At 36.1% G+C, this 21,309-nt stretch carries 17 protein-coding genes; 5 read left to right on the plus strand and 12 right to left on the minus strand.

Features of this window, described 5'->3' with window-relative positions:
* Positions 1–13 precede the first annotated feature (13 nt).
* From R2Q77_RS06085 to R2Q77_RS06105, 5 genes are all read right to left on the minus strand, one after another.
* Positions 14–1,342 (minus strand): NAD(P)/FAD-dependent oxidoreductase, encoded by a 1,329-nt coding sequence (locus R2Q77_RS06085; RefSeq protein ID WP_316802826.1) that lies wholly within the window; start codon positions 1,340–1,342, stop codon positions 14–16.
* A gap of 137 nt (positions 1,343–1,479) precedes the next feature.
* A complete protein-coding gene (locus R2Q77_RS06090; RefSeq protein ID WP_316802827.1) occupies positions 1,480–2,013 on the minus strand; it encodes a GNAT family N-acetyltransferase in 534 nt (177 codons plus the stop codon).
* Positions 2,014–2,112: 99 nt separating this feature from the next.
* Complete coding sequence (gene secDF, locus R2Q77_RS06095) at positions 2,113–5,094, minus strand: protein translocase subunit SecDF (protein ID WP_316802828.1); 2,982 nt, start codon at positions 5,092–5,094, stop codon at positions 2,113–2,115.
* Between the two features lie 352 nt (positions 5,095–5,446).
* On the minus strand, positions 5,447–5,956 hold the full coding sequence (locus R2Q77_RS06100; RefSeq protein ID WP_316802829.1) for a dihydrofolate reductase: 510 nt from the start codon (positions 5,954–5,956) through the stop codon (positions 5,447–5,449).
* Positions 5,957–6,174: 218 nt separating this feature from the next.
* Complete coding sequence (locus R2Q77_RS06105; protein WP_316802830.1) at positions 6,175–6,969, minus strand: thymidylate synthase; 795 nt, start codon at positions 6,967–6,969, stop codon at positions 6,175–6,177.
* 191 nt (positions 6,970–7,160) lie between these two features.
* On the opposite strand from R2Q77_RS06105, the gene ispE reads away from it, so the two are divergent.
* The 3 genes from ispE (at position 7,161) to R2Q77_RS06120 (ending at position 9,644) form a co-directional block, all read left to right on the plus strand.
* Positions 7,161–7,964, plus strand: coding sequence for a 4-(cytidine 5'-diphospho)-2-C-methyl-D-erythritol kinase (ispE, locus tag R2Q77_RS06110; RefSeq protein ID WP_316802831.1), 804 nt, complete (start codon positions 7,161–7,163; stop codon positions 7,962–7,964).
* A 5-nt stretch (positions 7,965–7,969) separates the two neighbouring features.
* Positions 7,970–8,386 (plus strand): OsmC family protein, encoded by a 417-nt coding sequence (locus R2Q77_RS06115; RefSeq protein WP_316802832.1) that lies wholly within the window; start codon positions 7,970–7,972, stop codon positions 8,384–8,386.
* 91 nt (positions 8,387–8,477) lie between these two features.
* The gene (locus R2Q77_RS06120; protein ID WP_316802833.1) at positions 8,478–9,644 is read left to right on the plus strand and encodes a trans-sulfuration enzyme family protein; all 1,167 of its coding nucleotides are present in this window, start codon (positions 8,478–8,480) and stop codon (positions 9,642–9,644) included.
* A 153-nt stretch (positions 9,645–9,797) separates the two neighbouring features.
* On the opposite strand, the gene R2Q77_RS06125 is transcribed toward R2Q77_RS06120, so the two are convergent.
* Both R2Q77_RS06125 and R2Q77_RS06130 read right to left on the minus strand, forming a co-directional pair.
* The gene (locus R2Q77_RS06125; RefSeq protein ID WP_316802834.1) at positions 9,798–10,541 is read right to left on the minus strand and encodes a hypothetical protein; all 744 of its coding nucleotides are present in this window, start codon (positions 10,539–10,541) and stop codon (positions 9,798–9,800) included.
* 2 nt (positions 10,542–10,543) lie between these two features.
* Positions 10,544–11,461 (minus strand): hypothetical protein, encoded by a 918-nt coding sequence (locus R2Q77_RS06130; RefSeq protein ID WP_316802835.1) that lies wholly within the window; start codon positions 11,459–11,461, stop codon positions 10,544–10,546.
* Between the two features lie 261 nt (positions 11,462–11,722).
* Here R2Q77_RS06130 and R2Q77_RS06135 point away from each other — a divergent pair, with 261 nt between their 5' ends.
* Positions 11,723–12,442: a pirin family protein gene (locus tag R2Q77_RS06135; protein ID WP_316802836.1), complete on the plus strand. Its 720-nt coding sequence runs from the start codon at positions 11,723–11,725 to the stop codon at positions 12,440–12,442.
* 63 nt (positions 12,443–12,505) lie between these two features.
* Complete coding sequence (locus tag R2Q77_RS06140) at positions 12,506–12,805, plus strand: hypothetical protein (protein WP_316802837.1); 300 nt, start codon at positions 12,506–12,508, stop codon at positions 12,803–12,805.
* 381 nt (positions 12,806–13,186) lie between these two features.
* Here R2Q77_RS06140 and R2Q77_RS06145 read toward each other — a convergent pair whose 3' ends face one another.
* The 5 genes from R2Q77_RS06145 to tgt form a co-directional block, all read right to left on the minus strand.
* Entirely contained in the window at positions 13,187–13,468 is a 282-nt protein-coding gene (locus tag R2Q77_RS06145) for a lipopolysaccharide assembly protein LapA domain-containing protein (protein WP_316802838.1), read from the minus strand.
* A gap of 5 nt (positions 13,469–13,473) precedes the next feature.
* Positions 13,474–16,278 carry a hypothetical protein gene (locus R2Q77_RS06150; protein WP_316802839.1) on the minus strand — a complete coding sequence of 935 codons (2,805 nt, stop codon included), beginning with the start codon at positions 16,276–16,278 and terminating at the stop codon, positions 13,474–13,476.
* A 1,847-nt stretch (positions 16,279–18,125) separates the two neighbouring features.
* Positions 18,126–19,004: a DMT family transporter gene (locus R2Q77_RS06155; RefSeq protein ID WP_316802840.1), complete on the minus strand. Its 879-nt coding sequence runs from the start codon at positions 19,002–19,004 to the stop codon at positions 18,126–18,128.
* On the minus strand, positions 19,005–20,108 hold the full coding sequence (locus R2Q77_RS06160) for an LptF/LptG family permease (RefSeq protein ID WP_316802841.1): 1,104 nt from the start codon (positions 20,106–20,108) through the stop codon (positions 19,005–19,007).
* Between the two features lies 1 nt (position 20,109).
* Positions 20,110–21,240, minus strand: a complete 1,131-nt coding sequence (tgt, locus tag R2Q77_RS06165; RefSeq protein WP_316802842.1) for a tRNA guanosine(34) transglycosylase Tgt — start codon at positions 21,238–21,240, stop codon at positions 20,110–20,112.
* Between the last annotated feature and the right edge of the window lie 69 nt (positions 21,241–21,309).

Raw genomic sequence — 21,309 nt, forward strand, 5'->3', positions numbered from 1 at the left:
ATAAATTTTGAGATCAAACTTTTTTAACTTCTTCAACTTCCGCAACATCACGATAATCTATACTTCTGTCTTTAGCAAAAGTTCTGATAATCAGTCTTGCGCCTCTGTCATAACTAAAATAACACCAAAGCCAGTTTACAAATACGATAATTTTATTTCTGAAACCAACCAAAGTCATTAAGTGTACAAACATCCAGGTAAACCAGGCAAAAACGCCTTGAAAACGGATTTTACCTAAATCTACTACTGCCTTATTTCTGCCTACTGTGGCCATCGAGCCTTTATCAAAGTACTTAAATTTCTCTAAAGGTTTATTTTCTTTTATATTAATCAGGTTTTTAGCCAGCTGATGCCCTTGCTGAATAGCAGCGGGAGCAACACCGGGATGTCCGTTTGGCGTTTCTTCATCAATAATTGCGGCAACATCGCCAATGGCATAAATATTTGGGTAACCAGAGATTAAATTCTGTGTATCGGTTTTTAACCTTCCACCTCTAACAATTTCAGCTTTATCCAAACCCGGGATAACCTGTCCTTTAACACCAGCGCTCCAAATTACTGTAGAGGCCAGTATAGCCGGCTTATCCTGTAAAGTAAGTGTTTGCCCATCATAACCCAACACACGTGTGCTGTTCATCACATTCACACCCATTTCCAATAAAAAGTCTTTTGATTTTTTTTGTGCCTGGGGCGACATTACACCTAAAAGTTCGGGCGAATTTTCAATGAGGTAAATATTAACCTTGCTTAGGTTTAATTCGGGATAATCATTAGGAATGACATGCTTTTTAAGCTCTGCAATGGCTCCGGATGTTTCTACACCTGTTGGACCACCACCTACAACAACAAAGTTTAACAAAGCTGTTTTTTTATCCGGATTGGTTTCAATGAGTGACTTTTCGAAATTTTGTAAAATCATACTTCTTAAATCCAAAGCTTCCGGAATAGATTTCATAGGCATAGAGTTGTCTTCTATTTCCTGATTGCCAAAGAAATTACTGGTCGATCCGGTTGCCAATACCAGGTAATCATATTTAATTGAACCTATATCGGTTAAAATGCAGTTTTCTGCAGCGTTGATTTCGGTAACTTTTGTAACCCTGAAAATGAGATTTTTTTGGCCCTTAAAAATTTTTCTAAGTGGAAAAGCAATAGAATCAGGTTCTAAACCTCCAGTAGCAACCTGGTAAAGTAAAGGCTGGAACGTATGGTAATTGTGCTTATCCAGCATAACCACCTGAAAGGGTTTGTTTTTTAATCTTTTTGCTAACTCAATACCACCAAAACCACCACCAACTATCACTATTCTTGGGTATTCACTTTTAGGAAGTTCTAAATCCATTATTTTGGGTTTTATATATACAAATGTAAAATAATTATGCGCTTAAGCAGAACGTGGGGAGGATAGAATAGTTTGAATTTGTTAGAAATATGAAAGTAAAATTATATTAAATAAACATTAAAATGGAGGCGAAACTATTATACATCCAATTCGAGATGTATATCCAATGGTTCCAGTAAAAATAGTTCCTGATCTCTTTCTTTAGCGATACGTGCACCTTCTTTGAAATAAAAATCTATTGTGGCTTTGGTAGGGGTGGCAGAGATATAGAGTTTTTTTGCGCCCATTTTTTTGGCAATATTCCTGATTTCCAAAATTAAACGGTGCCCAATCTGCTTTCCTCGGTACCCTTTACTAACATACAAAATATCCATTTTGCAGTATTCGAGTTTTGAGCCTCTCTTTTTATTTTCAATGGAGCTTACTCCAATTAAAATTCCATTTGTAAATGCGCCTAAAATTTCTCCACCCTGAACCTTGATTTGGATCTGTTTTTGAATGAGATTGTTTATTTCTACAGGCTCAAAAGCTTTAACTACTTCGGGCGTAGGATGCAGCCGGAGTGCACCATTCTCATATAGATAAGATTGTTGTATGTCTTCAGCCCGGTCAATTTCAACGATCTTATGAAGTTCATCCACCGCCAATATTCTGTAAATAATGTTTTGCATCTGGTATCTAAATCTTTTCCGAAAGTAGATTAAGATTTTGGCTAAAACAAAAAAGGGCATCTTAAAAAGATGCCCTTTGCTTTTGAATATGTTTGAGATTTATTTCTTCTCAGCTGAACTACCCAAATCAATTACAATAGGAGTAGAGATGCATAATGATGAATAAGTACCAATAATACGACCGATTAACAATGCGAAGATAAACCCGCGGATGCTATCTCCACCGAAAATAAAGATAACCAATAACACGAAGAATACAGTTAATGAAGTTAAAATGGTACGACTTAATGTACTGTTCAATGCGAAGTTGATTAAGTGGTTACGTTCTTCTCCATGTAAATCTTCTTTACCAGACTCTTTTAATTTCTCACGGATACGGTCAAATACAACAACAGTTTCAGTCATGGTGTAACCCATTACCGTTAAAATTGCTGCGATGAAATCTTGACCAATTTCTAATGAGAATGGCATAATACCGTCTAAAATAGTATAGAAAGATAATACCATTAACACATCATGGAATAATGCAATTACCGCACCTAAACCATACTGCCATTTTTTAAATCGTACTACGATATAGATAAACATGAATAAACATGAGATCAATACAGCGTAGAATGCACCATTTACAATATCACTGGCAATAATTGGCGTAACTTTTTGCGAACTTACAATCTCGTATTTAGAACCGGCTAAACCTTTGTTTAAAGCATCTTCAACAACTTTATCTGTTTTAGGGTCCTGATCTTCGATGTGGAAAGTTGTGGTAATTTTAACCTGGCTGTCTTCACCTGCAGTTTTAACCTCAGGGGTTTCATTACCAAATACAGGGTTTAACTTCGATTTTAAATCTTCAGTATTTACTGCTTTATCAAAGTGAACTAAGTATGTTCTACCACCTTTAAAATCAACACCTAAGTTTAAACCACCATTTTTAAAGTACATTCCAATACCCGCAACAATAATGATGGTAGAGATTACGTAATAAATTTTACGACGGCCAACAAAGTTAAAGCTGATGTTTTTAAATGCGTTACGGGTTACGCTGTTATCAAAACTAACTTCAATTTTGCGGTTTAATAACGATTCGAAAACAACTCTCGAAATGGCTACGGCTGCAAATAATGAAGAAAGGATACCGATACATAATGTAGTTGCGAAACCTTGAACCGGCCCGCTACCGAAAACATAAAGAATACCACCTAAAATAAACAAGGTTACGTTTGAGTCAATGATTGAAGGCATTGCATGTTTAAAACCTTCTTTAACTGCAGCAGAAGTACTTTTGCCATGAGCAAGTTCTTCACGTACACGTTCAAAGATCAGGATGTTTGCATCAACCGATAAACCTATGGTTAGTACGATACCCGCAATACCTGGCAATGTTAGTACTGCACCTAATGATACCAAAATACCAATGATGAAGAATAAGTTTAACAACAAAGCAAAGTTGGCCACCCAGCCTGCACGGTGATAATACAAGGCCATGAAAACCAGGATTACAATAAACGCAATTACGAAAGAGATTAGACCATCGTGAATGGCCTGAGCACCTAAGGTAGGACCAACTACGAAACTACCAGCAATACGTGCCGGAGCAGGTAATTTACCAGCTTTTAAGATGTTTGATAAATCCTTGGTATCGTTTTGAGTAAAATTACCTGTAATGGAAGATACACCATTAGGGATTTCGTTCTGTACGGTTGGAGCAGAATATACTGCGTTATCCAATACAATAGCAATCGCTTTTAAGTTATTCCTGTCAGCAGAAGCTTCAGCAGTAATTTTTTTCCATTTTGCAGCACCTTCGCTGGTCATGTACATGGTTACTTCTGGTTTACCTTTCTGATCAAAGTCATTACGTGAATCGCTGATAGACTCGCCACCTAAATCTGGTTTACCATCAGCATTAACGGCTTTAATGGCATAAAGTTCGAAAACTTTAGTGCTTTCCATTGGCTTAACGCTCCACATAAACTTCATAGTAGAAGGAATAGATGCAGCAACCTCAGGAATTTTGAAATATGCATTTACTTTAGCCGTATCTTTTTGAGCTACCCAACCTACAATTGGTCCCGGACGTAATTGTTGTTGTCCGTTTTCTGCAGTATAAGTAGGAACACTTAATACCGAGAATAGAGGGTTAGATTTTGCTAATTCTGCTTTAACAGCAGTAGAATCTTTTTTACCTAAGCCTGCAAGTTTACCACCTTTATCGGTAGAATCTTTTGCTGCAGCTTTTTCTAAGCCCGCTAATTTACCACCAGCAGCCGGAGCAGCAGCAGTATCTTTAGCAGCAGTTTTAGTATCTTTTAAAGTAGCGGCTAAAGTTTTGTTAATCCCTTCTAATACCGGAAGAACTTCCTGTACCTGGTAAACTTGCCAGAATTGTAATTCGGCAGAACCCTGAAGCAATTTAGAAATACGGTCTTTATCCTGAACACCCGGCATCTCGATTAAGATGCGGTTGCTACCTTCTTGTTTTTGCATGTTAGGACTTACCACACCAAAACCATCAATACGTGAACGTAAGATGTAGAATGAACGGTCGATAGCGCTTGTTGCTTCTTTCTCTAAGAAAGATTGAACTTCACCATTGCTTGCTGTGGATTTTAACTGAGTAGCGTTATCCTGATTAGAAAAGTAATCTGCAAGTTTTACACCAGGGCTTAATTTTTCAAATTCATTAATAAATAATTTGATGTAATCTTTACCACCAGCATTCAGTTGGGTTTGCGCATTTTGCAATGCTTTGTTAAAATTAGCATCAGTAGGGTTGCCCGCTAAAGATTTAACTAATTCTGATAACGATATCTCCATCGTTACGTTCATACCACCTTTTAAGTCTAAACCCAAGTTAATCTCCTTAGATTTAACTTCTTGGTAAGTGAAGCCTAATAAAGGATAAACCTTAACTGTGCTCATCGAATCCAGATAAGCCTTTTCTTTGGCCATATCCCCTTTAGCATAGTTTTTAGCATCTTTCTCTACGCTGGATGATACCAGAGTAAAGGAAAGTGCGTACGCACAAACGATAGCCAATACTACCGCTATAAACTTAATAAAACCTTTTCCTTGCATTGTTTGTTTAAAATAATTTGTCTTTCGCTGTTTTTTAACAAGTCGGCAAATCTAATTAAATTTTTAAATTATAGAACCCCTTAATTGATAATTTATTAAGATTAATTTTTACGAAGCATTTATCATTGCTCCTGTTACACTCAGGTTTGCCAAAATTGCGGCATTTCGTGCTTGCTTTTTATTTGAAAAGCAGGGGCAGTGGCTTTTTATCTCAGTTCCGTCCCGCTAATGCTTCTGCCGGAGAAAACCGGCATCCACGAATATCGGGTTTAGGTGGCAAGGCATTTGCCTTAATCGGGATTTAGACATTGCCGGGTACGAAACTTCGGGCCGCAAATTGTAGTCATTTGATTTATTTACGCGCTAAAACCTCAAAAGTATAATCATACTTGTTTTTTTCGTCGGCTTTATGTGGTTCGCTACTCAATACTTTCCATTCGTTTCTATCAATTTCTGGGAAAAATGTATCCGCATCGAAGTTATGATGGATAGTGGTTAGAAATAAAGTATCTGTTTTGGGTAAAGCCTGCCTGTAAATTTCAGCACCACCAACAATAAATACGTCTTTTTCTTCATCCTTACTAATCGATATAGCCTCATCCAGACTATTTACCACCTCTACACCCTCAATTTTCAAGGTTGTATCACGGGTAATTACAATATTTCTTCTATTTGGCAATGGTTTGCCTACTGATTCAAAAGTTTTACGGCCCATAATAACAGTATGGCCACTGGTGGTTTGCTTAAAAAATTTTAAGTCGGCCGGCATATGCCATAAAAGCTGGTTGTTTTTGCCAATCGCATAATTTTCGCCAACTGCAACTGCAATAGAAAGCGAAGTTTTTTTTGGTTCACTGGTCATTAGTTATTTGTTAATGTGTTTCGCTAAAGTGCTCAAAAAAGTTCCATTTAGGTTGTAATGTCCAAAATTTCATTTGATAAATCCTCAGCAAGAATATAAACTTCCAAATCTTCAAGTTTGTTGTAACTCATAATTCTTCCATTATTTAATTATAAAGGATAATTGGAGATATATACCACTAAAATGAACAATTGAACCAAGGAACAGTTGAATTAACGTTAAACGGCTACAATCCCTTTAATGTGGGGATGTGCCTCATAATTTTCTAAGGTAAAATCCTCAAACTTGAAATCGAATATGCTCTTTACTGCAGGATTGATTTTCATCGTAGGTAAAGTTTTTGGCTCACGGCTTAACTGTAGGTTGGCTTGCTCAATATGGTTGTTGTATAAATGTGCGTCGCCCAAAGTATGGATAAAATCACCGGCCTCCAATCCGCAAACTTGTGCTACCATCAAGGTTAATAAAGCATAAGAAGCAATATTAAAAGGCACGCCCAAAAATATATCGGCACTGCGTTGGTACAACTGGCAGCTTAATTTTCCATCTGCAACATAAAACTGAAAAAATGCGTGGCAGGGCGGTAGGGCCATACTTTCAATTTCAGCCACATTCCAGGCAGAAACAATGATGCGGCGTGAATCGGGGTTGTTTTTTATGGTGTTGATGATGTTACTAATCTGATCAATGTGTTTTCCATCAGGCGTAGGCCAGCTTCTCCACTGCGATCCATAAACAGGGCCAAGGTTTCCATCAGCATCTGCCCATTCGTCCCAAATCCGAACCCCATTGTCTTTTAAATATTTAATATTTGTATCACCAGTTAAAAACCAGATCAACTCATGGATAATAGACTTTAAATGCAATTTCTTGGTCGTTACCATCGGAAAACCTTCTTGAAGGTTAAAGCGCATCTGGTAGCCAAAAACACTAATGGTTCCAGTTCCGGTTCGGTCATGTTTCTGCGCTCCGTTATCCAGCACATGCTGCATTAAATCTAAGTATTGTTTCATAATCTATACGCCGGGAGGCTTCCAAATTCTAAATAATTAATTCACTGCAAATATCTAAATTTAATCAAATGTAACCGTCATTAGTTTTCTACAATTCTCTTTTTTAAACATTTTGTATGTTTGCCCTTAGTGCCTGCAGTTGATTTTGCACCATAGGCCCAAAACTTAAGACTCACAACTCAAGATTTAGCATGTTATCTTTTCCAAACGCAAAAATTAATTTAGGCCTAAACATAACTGGGAAGCGTAATGATGATTACCATAACCTCGAAACTGTTTTTTATCCAATTAAGGTTAACGATGCCCTTGAAATAACGGATGCGCCTAAAACCAATTGTACGGTTAAGGGAATAGATGTTCCTGGAGATGCAACTGACAATATTTGCTTAAAAGCTTTTATGTTGCTTAAAGAAGATTTCAAAATTCCTCCGCAGCAAATTACGTTGTTAAAAAATATACCGGTTGGTGCAGGTTTGGGGGGTGGTTCTGCGGATGCTGCCTTTTTAATTAAACTGGCTAATGAAAAGTTTAATTTAGGTTTGTCTGTTGAGCAAATGCAGGTTTATTGCAGGCAATTAGGTGCAGACTGTGCATTTTTTATCGAAAATAAGCCCGTTTATGCTTTTGGTAAAGGCGATGAATTTGAAAAACTCGAGCTTGATTTGTCATCGCATTATCTTGTTTTGGTAAAACCACCTGTTCATGTAAGCACGGCCGATGCTTACGCCGGTATAAAAGCGCAAAAGCCTTTGCAATCCCTGAAAGAAATCATACATTTGCCCTTAACAACATGGAAATATAAGGTTACCAACGATTTCGAGCAATCGGTATTCGATAAGTACCCCCAAATTCGTCAAATAAAAACCAGTTTATATAATGCAGGCGCTACATTCGCTTTAATGAGTGGCAGCGGCTCGTCGGTATTTGCCATATTTAACCAACCGGTTAAATTGCCCGAACTGGAAAAAAATAACATTGTATATTATAATATTTAAAAGAGATGGAGATAAATCTCATCCGCAAAAGCGGTAAATTTAATTTTGAAGCAGAAAACGAAAGTGGTTTTACTGTGCAATTAGACGCGAAACCAGCCATAGGTGGCGAAGGTAAAGGCTTTAGGCCAATGGAAATGCTGCTGGTTGGCTTAGGTGGCTGTAGCGGTATTGATGTGGTTAATGTTTTAACCAAACAAAAAGAACCTTTAAACGACATTAAAATTAACATTAAAGCAACCCGAAAAGACGAAGAAATGCCACCTATTTTTGATGTAATTGACATTAACTTCGAATTATACGGAGATGTAAGCGAGGCTAAGGTGCAAAGGGCATTACAAATGACTTTTGATAAATATTGTTCTGTTTCCAATATCTTAGGGCGCTCTGCAACTATTAATTTTACATACACAATTAACAAATAATAACTTTAAAGTATCGAGAAAATTGTGGTGCCTATTTGATGTTTAAACAGCTCATGATGCTCGATACACCAATTCTGATAATAACAATACAATGAAATCCGAAAATTTTGAAACCATAGCCATTCGCACTCAAACCGAAAGAAGCGGGCATAAAGAGCATTCATCGCCAATTTACCTAACATCGAGTTATAAATTTGATGATGCCGAGGATATGCGTGCTTTGTTTGCCGGTGAGAAAGAAGGCAATGTATACAGCCGTTACGCAAACCCTAATACCTCAGAGCTGATTGAGAAAATGGCACTTTTAGAAGGAGCCGAAACCGGCTGGGCAACAGCAACAGGTATGGCAGCTATATTTACTACTTTTGGTGCCTTTCTTAAAAGCGGCGACCATGTTTTATCAAGTCGTTCCGTTTTTGGTTCTACGCACCAATTGTTAAGCAATGTATTTAGCAAATGGGGCGTAACTTATGCTTATGCTGATTTAGATAAACCGGAAGCATGGGAGGCCCTGATTCAGCCAAATACTAAAATGATTTTTGTTGAAACGCCTTCGAATCCCGGTATCGATATTATCGATCTTCAGTTTTTGGGCGATTTAGCCAAAAAACACAAGGTGATATTAGCCGTTGATAACTGTTTTGCAACTCCTTACCTGCAAAAGCCACTTAAATTTGGTGCCCACATTTCAATCCATTCTGCAACAAAATACATTGATGGCCAGGGACGTACTTTAGGTGGTGTTATCTTATCGACAAAAGAAATTATTGCAGAAATTGAAGGATTTGCCCGTCATAGCGGTCCGGCAATGTCGCCTTTTAATGCCTGGATTTTATCTAAAAGTTTAGAAACATTAGCTGTTCGTATGGATCGCCATTGCGAAAATGCGTTAAAAGTTGCCGAATACTTAGAAAAGCACCCTAAGGTTAAACTGGTTAAGTATCCATTTTTAAAATCGCATCCGCAATACGAAATTGCTAAAAAACAAATGAGCCAGGGCGGAGGCATTGTGACCATCGTTGTTGAAGGTGGAGTAGACGGTGCCCGTAAATTTATGGATAGCCTTAAAATGTTCTCTATTTCAGCAAACCTTGCCGATACACGTTCCATTGCTACGCATCCTGCAACAAGTACACACTCTAAATTAACAGAAGAGCAGCGTGTAGAAGTTGGTATAGAACAAGGATCAATTCGTTTATCGATCGGTTTAGAGCATATTAATGATATTTTAGAAGATATTGAGCAGGCATTAGCGTAAAAGCAACCACATATTTGATGCAATATTAAAAAGCAGGATGTTTATAGTAAGTTATAAACATCCTGCTTTTTAGATTAAAAATATAAATGATCTTCAGTTCATAATGATCAGCCTAAAGAGCTTAGGCTAAGTAAATTTTCTCACCCCTTTAAATTAATCCCGATTAAAACTCTTTAAACTTCCATTTGAGTTAAACTCGATTGAATAACGTTCGCGACTGCCAGAAATGCTTGAGGGGTACCATTTAACCGTACCATTCCTGACATAAAAATAAACACTTGTGGTTGGTTTTGCCCCTTCAATTTCTGCTGTTTTTTCATTATATGTTTTATTAACCCTTGCAGCACTGGTAAAGCTGATATTATTTAATGAAATTAGGTTGCTCTGGATATTGTCTCTTACTGAAAGTTGTTCAGGCTCAGGTTCAGACCATTTTCCATTTTTATAAGTATAATTATCAACGTATTTTGGATTTTTAGGATGCTGTAGTTTAATTTCAATGCTTCCGTTATCCCTAAAATGAGCAAGTTTATAAATGAAAATTTCCTTTCCTGCATATTGAGGCAGTTGTTTTAAAGCAGCTTCTGCTTTTTCCAGGCCAGTCGTATTGCTTAAAAAATCTTTAACATTTGATTCTATAGGAATGTTAATGCGCTTGGAAGTATGCATTTCTACCTGCTTCATTACATGCTGTATTTGTGAATCAATAACTTTTTTCATCCGGTCCGGACCATGGGAAGAGGTGATATCGTTTGGCTTAACCGTTTCTTTATGAGTGTTTGTGGTGGTGTCTTTCGGATTTAAAGTATCATCCATGCTTTTTGAAACTTGTTTGCAGGCAGAAAAAATTAAGGCCGCTAAAAAAATCTGAAATAAATATTGTGTTTGTTTTTTCATCTCTAACTTGTTTCGTTTAAATCGCTGGCAAATGCAATAACTTTAGGATCTTCCTTAAGGTAAAAAATATCTATATAAGGCTGTTTCGTAATGTCTAAATGGAGTAAGTCGACAACTTTTTTTAAACTGCTTCTATGCACCTGATGTTTATCATCCGTATACTCCAGTTCGAAACGAATCATAGGTTGCTCATTAATATAAGTGCCTGTTTGATTTGCCTCAATGAGTTTGGCCGTAGTTTTTATGCCTTTAAATTTAATAACGGCTGCCTGATCAATTCCCCTGATTTTTTTGAAAATGAGCGCCAATACGAAACTGTACAATAAAAGTATTGCGGGGCACAAAATTAAAGGATGGACAAGACTCAAAAATCGCCAGCCATAACCATAACTTTCTATGTGATACGAATAGGCGTAATAAGCTGCAACAATTGCACATAAGGCAAGCCAACCTAACAATCTTAAAAATAAAGTCGTTTTGTTAATGCTGGCCTCGGTACTGGCAAAAATAAAATACGGGACGCGTTTCATTTCCTGATCAATCAATAGATCAACCCTATGCCCAACAGCAAAGCGGCGTTCGTGCGGTTTTGCGTCATTTACACCTGCTATTTGGGTAATTTCAGTATCAACCAGATTTTTAAAGGAAAGATTAAGTTCGTAAGTGTCGTATTTAGCGTTATCTTTTGAAAGCTTGGTTGCATTCAGAATTTTAGCTTCTCTGCGTAAACCGTGGTTTTTAAGGTAATCTACATTTCTTTTTGATACAAAAACCGATAATATCCATTTTTTAAAATAACGAATTAAAAGAATAAACCATAATATAATGGAAACGCTGAGTATGCTTAGGGCGAACCAGGGGTTTTTATCAATTAATGCATTTAAATCGGATGGATTATTGATGTTGTAATATAGGATCATTGGGAATGGGATGGCAAAAAATAGCATGTACAACGCCCAAAATATTATATAGCCACGTTTCATAGGTTAGCGTTAGCGGTTTTAGATTTACGGTTTGGCTTAAGCACAGCAAATTACAGACCAAGCTTAAAAATGACCAGCGTTATTCTGAACAAATATTGATGCAGCCATCAAAAGCATTTTTAAATATTACTTATCCTACATCAATGTGCACAAAGCAAAACGTTGGTAAATTTGTATCATAAACAAGAAAGGAAATTTATGTCACAATTTATTTTGCACAAAGAAAACACCCGCGGTCATGCAAATCATGGTTGGTTAAATGCACATCACTCATTTAGTTTTGCTAATTATTACAATCCTGAAAGGATGCATTTTGGGGTTTTAAGAGTTTTAAATGATGACAGTATTGATGGCGGGATGGGCTTTGGCTCACATCCGCACGATAACATGGAAATTATTACCATTCCATTGGCTGGTGCAATTGCACACAAAGATAGTATGGGGAATTCTGCTGTAATTAAAAGCGGAGAAATCCAGGTAATGAGTGCCGGTACAGGTGTTAGCCATAGTGAGTTTAATGCTTTGCCTGATGTTCAGTTAAACTTATTGCAGATCTGGTTATTTCCAAACAAAAAGAATGTAACGCCACGTTACGATCAAAAAACTTTGGATGTTGCTGCCCGTCACAATAACTTTCAGCAAATCTTATCGCCAAATGCAGACGATGATAATGTTTGGATTCACCAGGATGCTTGGTTCTCGTTGGGTAAATTTGATGCCGGTTTCGAAACCGAATACAAAATCAAAAAAGCCGGAAACGGTGTTTACGCTTTTGTTATTAACGGTGAAGTAACTATTGATGGGCAAACGTTGAGCAAAAGAGATGGGCTTGGTATCTGGGATACCGATAAAATCAGTTTTAAAGCAGATTCTGCCGATGCAGAAGTATTGCTGATGGATTTGCCAATGGAACTATAGTATAAACCATAAAATGATGTGCCAGGCTTAGCTTGGCACATTATTTTTTTTATAAAAATTAAGATGTTACTTACCATACTTTATGTTGGCAGAGATGCCGAAATTACAACCGTAATGGAACGTTTGCTAAATGCAAGGCCAGAATGGACAGGTATAGCCGTTTGCAGCGATGAAGAAGCAATTTCAGTTTGCGAAAAATTGCACTTGGATTTAGTTTTGCTTGGAAATGGAATTGATGAAGAATGTGAGCAGGTTTTGAAGAAAAACTTAACGTCAATACGCCCGGACTTAAAAATTATCCAGCATTATGGCGGTGGTAGTGGTTTGCTGTACGGCGAAATTTTACAGGCTATTTTAAGTTGAAGTATATCAGTGTTTTAGCTGTGAATTTCCGGGCTAAATTGCACTTGGTCTTATGCCAAATTCTTTAAAAAATGACATGGAGAATGCCGCTGCATTATTATAGCCATAAATTAGTGCTACTTCGGTCACATTGTTTTTCTTATCCTGCAATCATCATAGGCTCTTAGTAGTATTTGTTTCCTTTAAAATTTAATTACCGACACATTAAAAATACTTTGAAAGCCAGTAGGGAGTTTATCGGTTAAGGCCAAACGACCTGCACAGGCCATCAACTGATGTTTCATTCACTTACCAGGCATGCAAGGGTGCTTAATAAAGTTAATGATAGCTTATTGTAAACGCAAAAAGTATAGTCGCAATACCAGTTGCGACTATACTTTTTTAACTGATATAATCTCTGTCTTCGTCGCTCAACGTTTTTTTATTTTCGATTGCCGAATGTTGTTTTTCTATTTCAACATCTAAGTTTTTTACCGTTTTTCTTGGGCGGCCAACTATAAACCCAATGATGAAACCAATAATAATACATACTCCAACAACCAGTAATTTTGATACTGCCAGTGTTGTAACCAGAAAATTAAAGTCTACGGGATCTGTATTTACCATTAAAAAAATAGTTAATAATGCCGTTAGGATGATGATGAAAATGGTTTTTGCGCTCATGTTTTTTAGAAGCTATAGTTAAATGAAAACTCTAATATCGGGTTTTGATTATACATTTGATTAACAAATACTAATCTTGTTCCAATATCAACAACAGGCTGATACCTCAAAATGTTTAAACTTGTATTCAATTCTACACCATAAGTTTTTGGCTGACCCAAATTGCTGTCTTTTCCAATGTTTTCATAATGACAAAATAATCCACCCCTAAAATTGCGAATATAAGCCAACGGTCCGATTTCCCAATCCGGAAAAGCAAACGGAAAACGGTAGTTAAAAAGCAAGCTGTTTTGAAGTTTGCTTTTTGCCAGGATATTGTTGTAACCATATACCGTTGCAATTTCTGTTGCATACTGGTTTACGCCTGTTGCTTCCTGGTAATTAAAGCTTGCCAGGAAAGAATGGTTTTTAGCAAAACCCGGGAAGTATAAAAAACTTTCCAGGGCTAAAATTTCACCTTTTAAATTTTTGTCGAAAGGCTGGTGATCATAAGTTACTCTAAAAACCTGCGCCCATTTTGGCGCAATATCTCTTTCGGTTGTTTGCACGCTATGGTTAAAAGTAAAATTATATTCCATCGGAAATTTAAGCCTTGTGATGAAATTAGTTGGCATATTTTCCGGCAGGTAACGTTGGGTAAAACTGGTTGCCGCATTTAAAGTAAACGAGTAGTTTTGGTTTCTTGCATTAAACGAAAGTGGGAGCGATGCATTAAGCTTAATATAGTTCTCGCGCCAATCGCCTTGCTGTATGCCGTTTTTAGCTCTGTAGAACGTTCTTTTTGGTCTGTTTCGATATAGAACACTAAATATTGGGTAAAGTGCCTTGTAGCTAATGTCTGCGGTGTACTCAAATCTTTTTAAATCACGATGGTATTTTACGCCGGTATAAAAATCCATTGTGTTGAGCAGGTTGTTGGATTGAAGTTCCAAACCAAAAGTATATTCATCATCAATGCTTGGAATAATACTATGAAAACTGAAAAGATTTAAAGCCTGGTGATAAGGTTTCGCTTTGTAAGCACTGTCTGGAATATTTTCAAAAACGGTGCCTGTATTTTCCTGCTTTTCGGCAGCAGCGGCAAAGTCTACAAATCCATCTTTCCCCACTTCTTTTTCTTCAATATTTTTTTCCGAAATTTCATAGCCATTAATTTTATAATCGTTAAAAACAATTTTTTCAGTTTCGGTTTTACTTGGGTTAAAAGCACCGTACTTAGAAGCCGTTAATGCATTAATTTTTCCAGAAGAAATGTTTAGGCCATAAATATTATCAATGCCATTGAAGTGCGCATTGAAAACAATTTGATCGCCAATAAAAATTGGTCTGCTCAATTGTTGCCGGCTGTTGCTGATGAGGTATGTTTTCTTTTCGCCGTTCAGCAGGATTAGATTTTTCCCCTTTTCATTAACCCCAATGTATGTAACCTTTTTTCCTTCCTCATCAAAAGAAGGCGTTTGAATAATCAGGTTTTCAGGGTTGGGGTAGGTTCTCAAAATTTTGCCTGTTGCCGTTTCAATTTCGACCAGGTTAAAATTGTTGTGCAAATCAACTTTTGACGCTATAATTTTCTTTCCATCAGCAGATAAACTTGGAGAAAATATTTTACTCCTGCTGCTTAATTTTTTAAACGTTTTTGTTTTAAAATCGTAACTGCAGATTACACTATAATTTCTTTGTTTGTATCTTGGGTCGTACCTGATTTCGTCCCAAACTAAAATGCCATTTTTAAAGCTAAACCAAGGCTGTTCCTGGTAGCCAATTCCAAATAACTTTTGTTCACTTTTATCTTCATTAATTAAGGCAAAATGCCTGGCCTCAGTTTTACTTTCTTTAAGGACCAGGATCTGGTTTTTATTAATCCTGACCGGAAGAAAATAATTTGTAGCATAGGTTGATTTCTGATTTAAACTTTGGTAGTTTTCTGTTGCTGAATTTTCTGCCTGGCTCTTCCACTTTTTCTCTATTTCATTTTGGGTGGATAAAAAAAAATGACGGGTATTTTCTCCGCTGAATTTTTTTAAGCTTGCAGAAAAAGGATAAGGCCGAACTGGTCTTTTTCTGATGTCATTTAATAAGCTGTCGGAAAAGAATTTTCCATGTTCCGCTTTCATTCTCGCAACCATCAGGTAGCCGGTTTGGTAATAGCCTGAAGTTACATCTTTATTAGATCCAAAATAAGCTTTGCTGTAACTGAATTTTTTGCCTTCCAAAATTGAAGCCCGATAAGGCATGATCCAATTGGGTTGTCTTCCCCTGCCCGAAAAGGTAAGGGCGGTTTCATTAACAACCGCATCTCCCTCAAAAAACCAGGTTGGTATGGCAGCTCCCATGTAGGCGAAGTAAACCAGTTCAGGAAAAGGTTTTGCTTGCCCGCCTGTCAATCTGTCAAATTGGGCAATGTGACGAAGCTCATGTACAGCCAGATTATTTAACCAATCCTGACTGTCGAAGTATTGCGGTGGGGTGGCGTAAAATTCAGATTTCTTCGGTCCCAATTGTACAAAGCCATTTGCAATGGTTCCCTGGTTTTGCAGCAACAGTGGAATGGAGGTTTTTTGCCTGTTTAATCCGCTTCCAATTTTTGGATAAATGAAGGGGAGGGTATTCGCCATTCTTTGTGCTTCTTTCTCCAGTTCGTCGGGATAGATGATTTTAAAGCCGCCAGATGAAATGTAATGCCATTTTACACTAAGTGGGTTCTGTGCAGTGCTGAAAATTTGTCCAAAAACCGATACTGATATAAAGCTTAATGTGATTGTTGATAAGTATCTGATAATTAATTTTTTGTGTGCTTTTATTAGATTCATCTTAGTGGTATGCTAAAATATTTAGTTTTTTAAATTTTACGATCATAATCTTTTGTACATTTTAACTTTATGTAAAAATCATAACATATTGATTTTTATATTTTTATTTGTTTTATTTAAATCAATTAAATAAGAGATTTATGTGTTTACTACCCGGTTTTTAAAATGCTTTTTTAGTGTATTGCGCAACAATTATTGACTGTTTATTTATTGCTTTAAATTACACTTATTATTCGATTTTCCTTGAAATTTTTTTGCGTTCTATGTGTTTTTGTACGCACGAAATTATTTTGAATCCTCTATAATTATTTAATTCTGTGAGCTCCTTTTTGCTTATTTACCAAAGTGCTTCTGATCGGTCAAAGAAACTACACTGATGAATGGATTAAATTGTTTGGACATTATCTTTTTTGGAAGGTTCTTCTTGGATACTTTCTTCAGTTTTTTAAGGCTAATATTTTTGCCTGAAGGAATTTTCTTTTCGACTTTTAAACACCAAAAACTTAATTTTCTTTTTGATTTTATTTGTGACATTAAGTCATGTTTTCTGTTTTAGAAGTAAGTGCTGATAGAATAAATAGAAGCATTAATCAAGGTTTTAGAATTTATAAAACCTCAGTTCTTTGAAAATACTTACTGAATACATTTTGAGATTTATTTAACTTTGGTAAGTTTCTCTTCGTTTTTTCTATGCTTTTGCGTGTTTGAATGAGACCTCTTTTTTATTTTCTGTATGCAAAATGGACTTGAAAAGGCCTTTAATTTTATAGAATTTTGCTTGTTAATGTAATTTTACGCCAATATTTGGCAGGTTTAACTGAAAATGTACTAAATATCGAAAAAATAGAAAATTGAGTTAAGTATTTGATTGTTAGGCATTTGATTGTTTGTTTTAGTGCGTTTGTTTATTCGTCAATTTATTAGCCTGATAAGTAAATTAGGTTGGTTTTTATTAATATCTGGTGAGCTTTCGTTTGGATTTCCACCTAAAATTAAGTTTAATTTTAGGGTTTTGTACTGGAATTATAACCCGAATTTATTTGTGTCTTTTTTCAATTGCACTGGCTGTTTTCTGACTTTTTATTTCTTTAGTTTAATGGAAATCTGCCGGATTATGGTTTGTTTTTTGATGGATTTAAATCCTGTAAAAAGCAATTAATTCGAGATTTATAGGCTTGTTTTTTTGTTAAATATAATATGATTGTTTCCTTACTTTTAACTTGATTCGATCAGGTTTGTTAATATGAAATCATTATCCTTTCGTTAAAAAAGTGCTTTATAATTTGGCCAGTTTTATTGGGTTTTTTGTATTATAAATTTCCAATTAAGCTTTGTTTTATTAACCAATATACCTGGCCTTATAGATTTGATTTTGTGCAAAATACAGTGTGCTTAATTTATATTTTTCAGCCAGCAATGATCGTCGAATTTGGCCCATTCAATTCGTGTTAATTTGCAAGGATTTGGCTTTAAGTTAAGTTGTATGTATTACGAACTTTTAACCTATTTGTGGCTTGGTTAAATAAGCTAAAATTTGAATTTAACTCAAGGATATTATGCTAAATTTCAGGCTTAAATCTTGCGTTATTTTTATCGTTTATACAAGGTAAGTTATATGCTCAATACAATGTAAAACAATAAATCTTGTGCACTGAAAATTGATGTTCCAAATGGCTGTCGAAACCTCGGAATAAGCTTTCTTTTTCACTGTTTATTATAGAAATCCTTGAAGTTTAAGTGGACTGGAAAACTCATTGATATGAATTGTAAGCGCAAATTTAATCACTACTTTAACCTTTGTCCCAATAAAGAATTGTTACAGGTTTTGCGTTTGCAGGTATGCTAAGTTAAGGATGATTTTTCCTGTTTTTGTAGATTGGGTAGAGAAATACAGAAGCTAAAATAATGACTGCTCCAATGTAAAAACCGCCTGTCATCTGCTCTTTGTTTTTGAAAAAAATGAAGGCTAATATTATACCATAAACAGGTTCTAAGTTAGTTACCAGTGCCACACGGAAAGCGGATAAAGTACGCATTACAGATACACCTGCAACATATGCAACCGATGTGCATAAGGTGCCCAAAATGGCTAAATAAAACCAGTCTTTTAAGCTTAAGTTAAAGTGGGTCTGTAGTAATGATCCGTCGTATAAACGGTATAAAGTAATCCAGAATAATCCACCAATGAGTTCGTAAAATCCAATAATCGAAGGTTCGCTTTTTTGAACAAGTGTTGAATTAATGGTTGAAAAAAGACTGGAGGCAACTGCGGCTAAAAGGCCAAAAATTATCCCTAAAGTGTACTGACTTTCGAATTTAAAGATGAGATAAATTCCTGCAATAATTAATAATCCCACAAGGATATCGCCCATAAATATGGGTTGCTTTTTTATTAGCGGTTCTAAAATTGCCGTGAATAAAGTAAAGGACGAGAGGCAAACCAGCGTAACAGAAACTGTTGAAACTTTAATGGCATGGAAAAAAAATATCCAGTGGATGGCTACAATTCCTCCGGTTAAAAAGAACTGGATAAATTGTTTTCGGGTAATTTTAAGATTGGTTTTGGTGATTAGAAACCAGGCTAAAAGTGTTGTGGTTGCAATTAAAACACGGTACCAAACCATGGGTACGGCATCAATTGAAATTACCTTTCCCAATACTCCGGTAAAGCCCCAAACAAATACAGTAAGATGAAGAATAAGCAGGTTTTTTTTATTCGCCTCCATTTATTTTGGCGCTTTGATCAGCAAGTAAACGCCCAGGATTCCGAAGAAGATTGTAGGTGCTAATACGGCTATAAAAGGAGGTAATCCGCCCTTAGTAGAGAACATTTGGGTAAACTGGTTAAATACGATATAAGCAAAGCTTAAAAATATGCCAATCCCGAGCGATACACCAACCCCTCCACGTACTTTTCGGGAAGAAAGCGCTACTCCAATTAAAGTCAATACAAATGCAGAAAGCGGATGTAAATAACGCTTGTATTGTTCAAACCTCAAATCGTTCATTACACCGGTACCCCTGATTTTTTCTTTTCTTATTTTCTCTGAAAGTTCAGCAGTTGTTAAGTTCTGTACCACATTATCATAAGCAGAAAAATCATCGGGACGCATATCCAGAATGGTGTCTTTAAGCTTTCCGTTTCCGTATATCATGGTTTCTTTAAGGCCATCAATTTTGCGGATAGAATAGTTATTCAATTGCCATTTGCGCTTTAAAGAATCCCATTTAATATTTTCTGCAATGATTTTTTTGGTCAGTACGTCACCATCAAAGTTATCTAATGAAAAACGGTAACCTGAATTGGTTTTGTTATCGAAATTATCAATATAAATATAAGTCTTGTCATCCAGTTTCATATGTATGTTAGACTTTGTTGATGGGTCATTTCGTTTAACGTAAGTGTTCTCGAATTTATTTTTTAAGGTATTTGTATAAGGTAAAAGATAAAGGTTTGATAATAAATTGGCCGAAAAAATAATAGTTGCCGAGATAAAATAAGGCCAAAGGAAACGATTAAAACTTACTCCACCACTTAAAATGGGCACAATTTCAGTTTGATCGGCCATTTTTGCTGTAAAAAATATAACCGCAATGAAATTAATTAATGGCGATAACATGTTGATGTAGAATGGTATAGAGCCAGCATAATATTTTGTTAATATGCCCCAAAAACTTAATCCGCTTTTCATAAAGTCGTCCATTTTCTCCGATAAATCGAAAACAACGATAATGATGACAAAAATGGCCAGTGCATATATAAATGTGCCTAAATATTTGCCTATAATGTAGCGGTCTATAATTTTTATGTTGCCCTTTATTATATTCATCTTATAGTTTATTGCCTAATACTTTAACCATTTGGTTTTTCCACTCATAAAACTCACCGGTTAAGATCTTTTCCCGAGCCTGTTTTACCAGCCAAAGATAGAAGTGTAAGTTGTGTAATGTCGCAATTTGCGCACCAAGCATCTCTTTGCTATGTACTAAATGCCTTAAATAAGCCTTACTTGTTACTAAATCTGCATGCAAATCGCTATCCGCTTCTAAAGGAGAAAAATCATTTTCCCATTTCTTGTTGCGAATATTAATAATACCATTTTTAGTAAATAACATGCCGTTTCTGGCATTTCTGGTTGGCATTACACAGTCAAACATATCAACACCAAGTGCAATATTTTCTAATATATTAATAGGTGTACCTACACCCATTAAATAACGCGGTTTTTCTGCTGGTAATATATCACAAACCACTTCGGTCATGGCATACATTTCTTCGGCAGGTTCTCCAACAGATAAACCACCAATTGCATTGCCCTCACGGTTCATGCTGGCGATAAATTCGGCCGATTTTATCCTTAAATCTTTATAAACAGATCCTTGTACAATAGGAAACAAGGTTTGATCAAAGCCATATTTAGGTTCGGTTTGGTCAAAATGCGTACAACAGCGTTTTAACCAGCGGTGTGTCATTTGAATAGACTGTGCAGCATAGGTATAATCACATGGGTAGGGCGTACATTCATCAAATGCCATAATAATATCGGCACCAATGGTTCTTTGAATATCCATTGCGTATTCAGGTGTAAACAAATGTTTCGAACCGTCAATATGTGAATGGAATGTAACACCTTCTTCTTTAATCTTTCTTACTTTACTTAAAGAATATACCTGATAACCGCCACTATCCGTTAAAATTGGGCGGTCCCAACCTATAAATTTATGCAATCCGCCAGCCTGTTCCAAAGTATCCAGTCCTGGCCTTAAATATAAGTGGTAAGTATTGCCTAAAATAATCTGGGCATCTATATCTTGTTTCAACTCACGCTGATGTACTGCTTTTACTGTCCCAGCAGTGCCTACAGGCATAAAAATAGGGGTTTGTATCTCTCCGTGTGCAGTAGTAACGGTTCCTGCCCTGGCTTTTGAAAGTGGATCGTTTGCCTGTAAAGTAAATTTCATATCGTGCTTTTCTCCTCGCTAAAAATCTGCCAAAAATAGCAAATTATGAGGTCATATTTTTGTTTAATT

The organism is Pedobacter nototheniae (genome assembly GCF_032678625.1).
GTDB classification, from domain to species: Bacteria; Bacteroidota; Bacteroidia; order Sphingobacteriales; family Sphingobacteriaceae; genus Pedobacter; species Pedobacter nototheniae_A.

What these genes read in the sequence shown, in the direction of transcription:
- R2Q77_RS06085 (WP_316802826.1), bottom strand. Translation starts at nt 1,342, where the DNA reads ATGGATTTAGAACTTCCTAAAAGTGAATACCCAAGAATAGTGATAGTT.
- R2Q77_RS06090 (WP_316802827.1), bottom strand. Translation starts at nt 2,013, where the DNA reads ATGCAAAACATTATTTACAGAATATTGGCGGTGGATGAACTTCATAAG.
- secDF (WP_316802828.1), bottom strand. Translation starts at nt 5,094, where the DNA reads ATGCAAGGAAAAGGTTTTATTAAGTTTATAGCGGTAGTATTGGCTATC.
- R2Q77_RS06100 (WP_316802829.1), bottom strand. Translation starts at nt 5,956, where the DNA reads ATGACCAGTGAACCAAAAAAAACTTCGCTTTCTATTGCAGTTGCAGTT.
- R2Q77_RS06105 (WP_316802830.1), bottom strand. Translation starts at nt 6,969, where the DNA reads ATGAAACAATACTTAGATTTAATGCAGCATGTGCTGGATAACGGAGCG.
- ispE (WP_316802831.1), top strand. Translation starts at nt 7,161, where the DNA reads ATGTTATCTTTTCCAAACGCAAAAATTAATTTAGGCCTAAACATAACT.
- R2Q77_RS06115 (WP_316802832.1), top strand. Translation starts at nt 7,970, where the DNA reads ATGGAGATAAATCTCATCCGCAAAAGCGGTAAATTTAATTTTGAAGCA.
- R2Q77_RS06120 (WP_316802833.1), top strand. Translation starts at nt 8,478, where the DNA reads ATGAAATCCGAAAATTTTGAAACCATAGCCATTCGCACTCAAACCGAA.
- R2Q77_RS06125 (WP_316802834.1), bottom strand. Translation starts at nt 10,541, where the DNA reads ATGAAAAAACAAACACAATATTTATTTCAGATTTTTTTAGCGGCCTTA.
- R2Q77_RS06130 (WP_316802835.1), bottom strand. Translation starts at nt 11,461, where the DNA reads ATGATCCTATATTACAACATCAATAATCCATCCGATTTAAATGCATTA.
- R2Q77_RS06135 (WP_316802836.1), top strand. Translation starts at nt 11,723, where the DNA reads ATGTCACAATTTATTTTGCACAAAGAAAACACCCGCGGTCATGCAAAT.
- R2Q77_RS06140 (WP_316802837.1), top strand. Translation starts at nt 12,506, where the DNA reads ATGTTACTTACCATACTTTATGTTGGCAGAGATGCCGAAATTACAACC.
- R2Q77_RS06145 (WP_316802838.1), bottom strand. Translation starts at nt 13,468, where the DNA reads ATGAGCGCAAAAACCATTTTCATCATCATCCTAACGGCATTATTAACT.
- R2Q77_RS06150 (WP_316802839.1), bottom strand. Translation starts at nt 16,278, where the DNA reads ATGAATCTAATAAAAGCACACAAAAAATTAATTATCAGATACTTATCA.
- R2Q77_RS06155 (WP_316802840.1), bottom strand. Translation starts at nt 19,004, where the DNA reads ATGGAGGCGAATAAAAAAAACCTGCTTATTCTTCATCTTACTGTATTT.
- R2Q77_RS06160 (WP_316802841.1), bottom strand. Translation starts at nt 20,108, where the DNA reads ATGAATATAATAAAGGGCAACATAAAAATTATAGACCGCTACATTATA.
- tgt (WP_316802842.1), bottom strand. Translation starts at nt 21,240, where the DNA reads ATGAAATTTACTTTACAGGCAAACGATCCACTTTCAAAAGCCAGGGCA.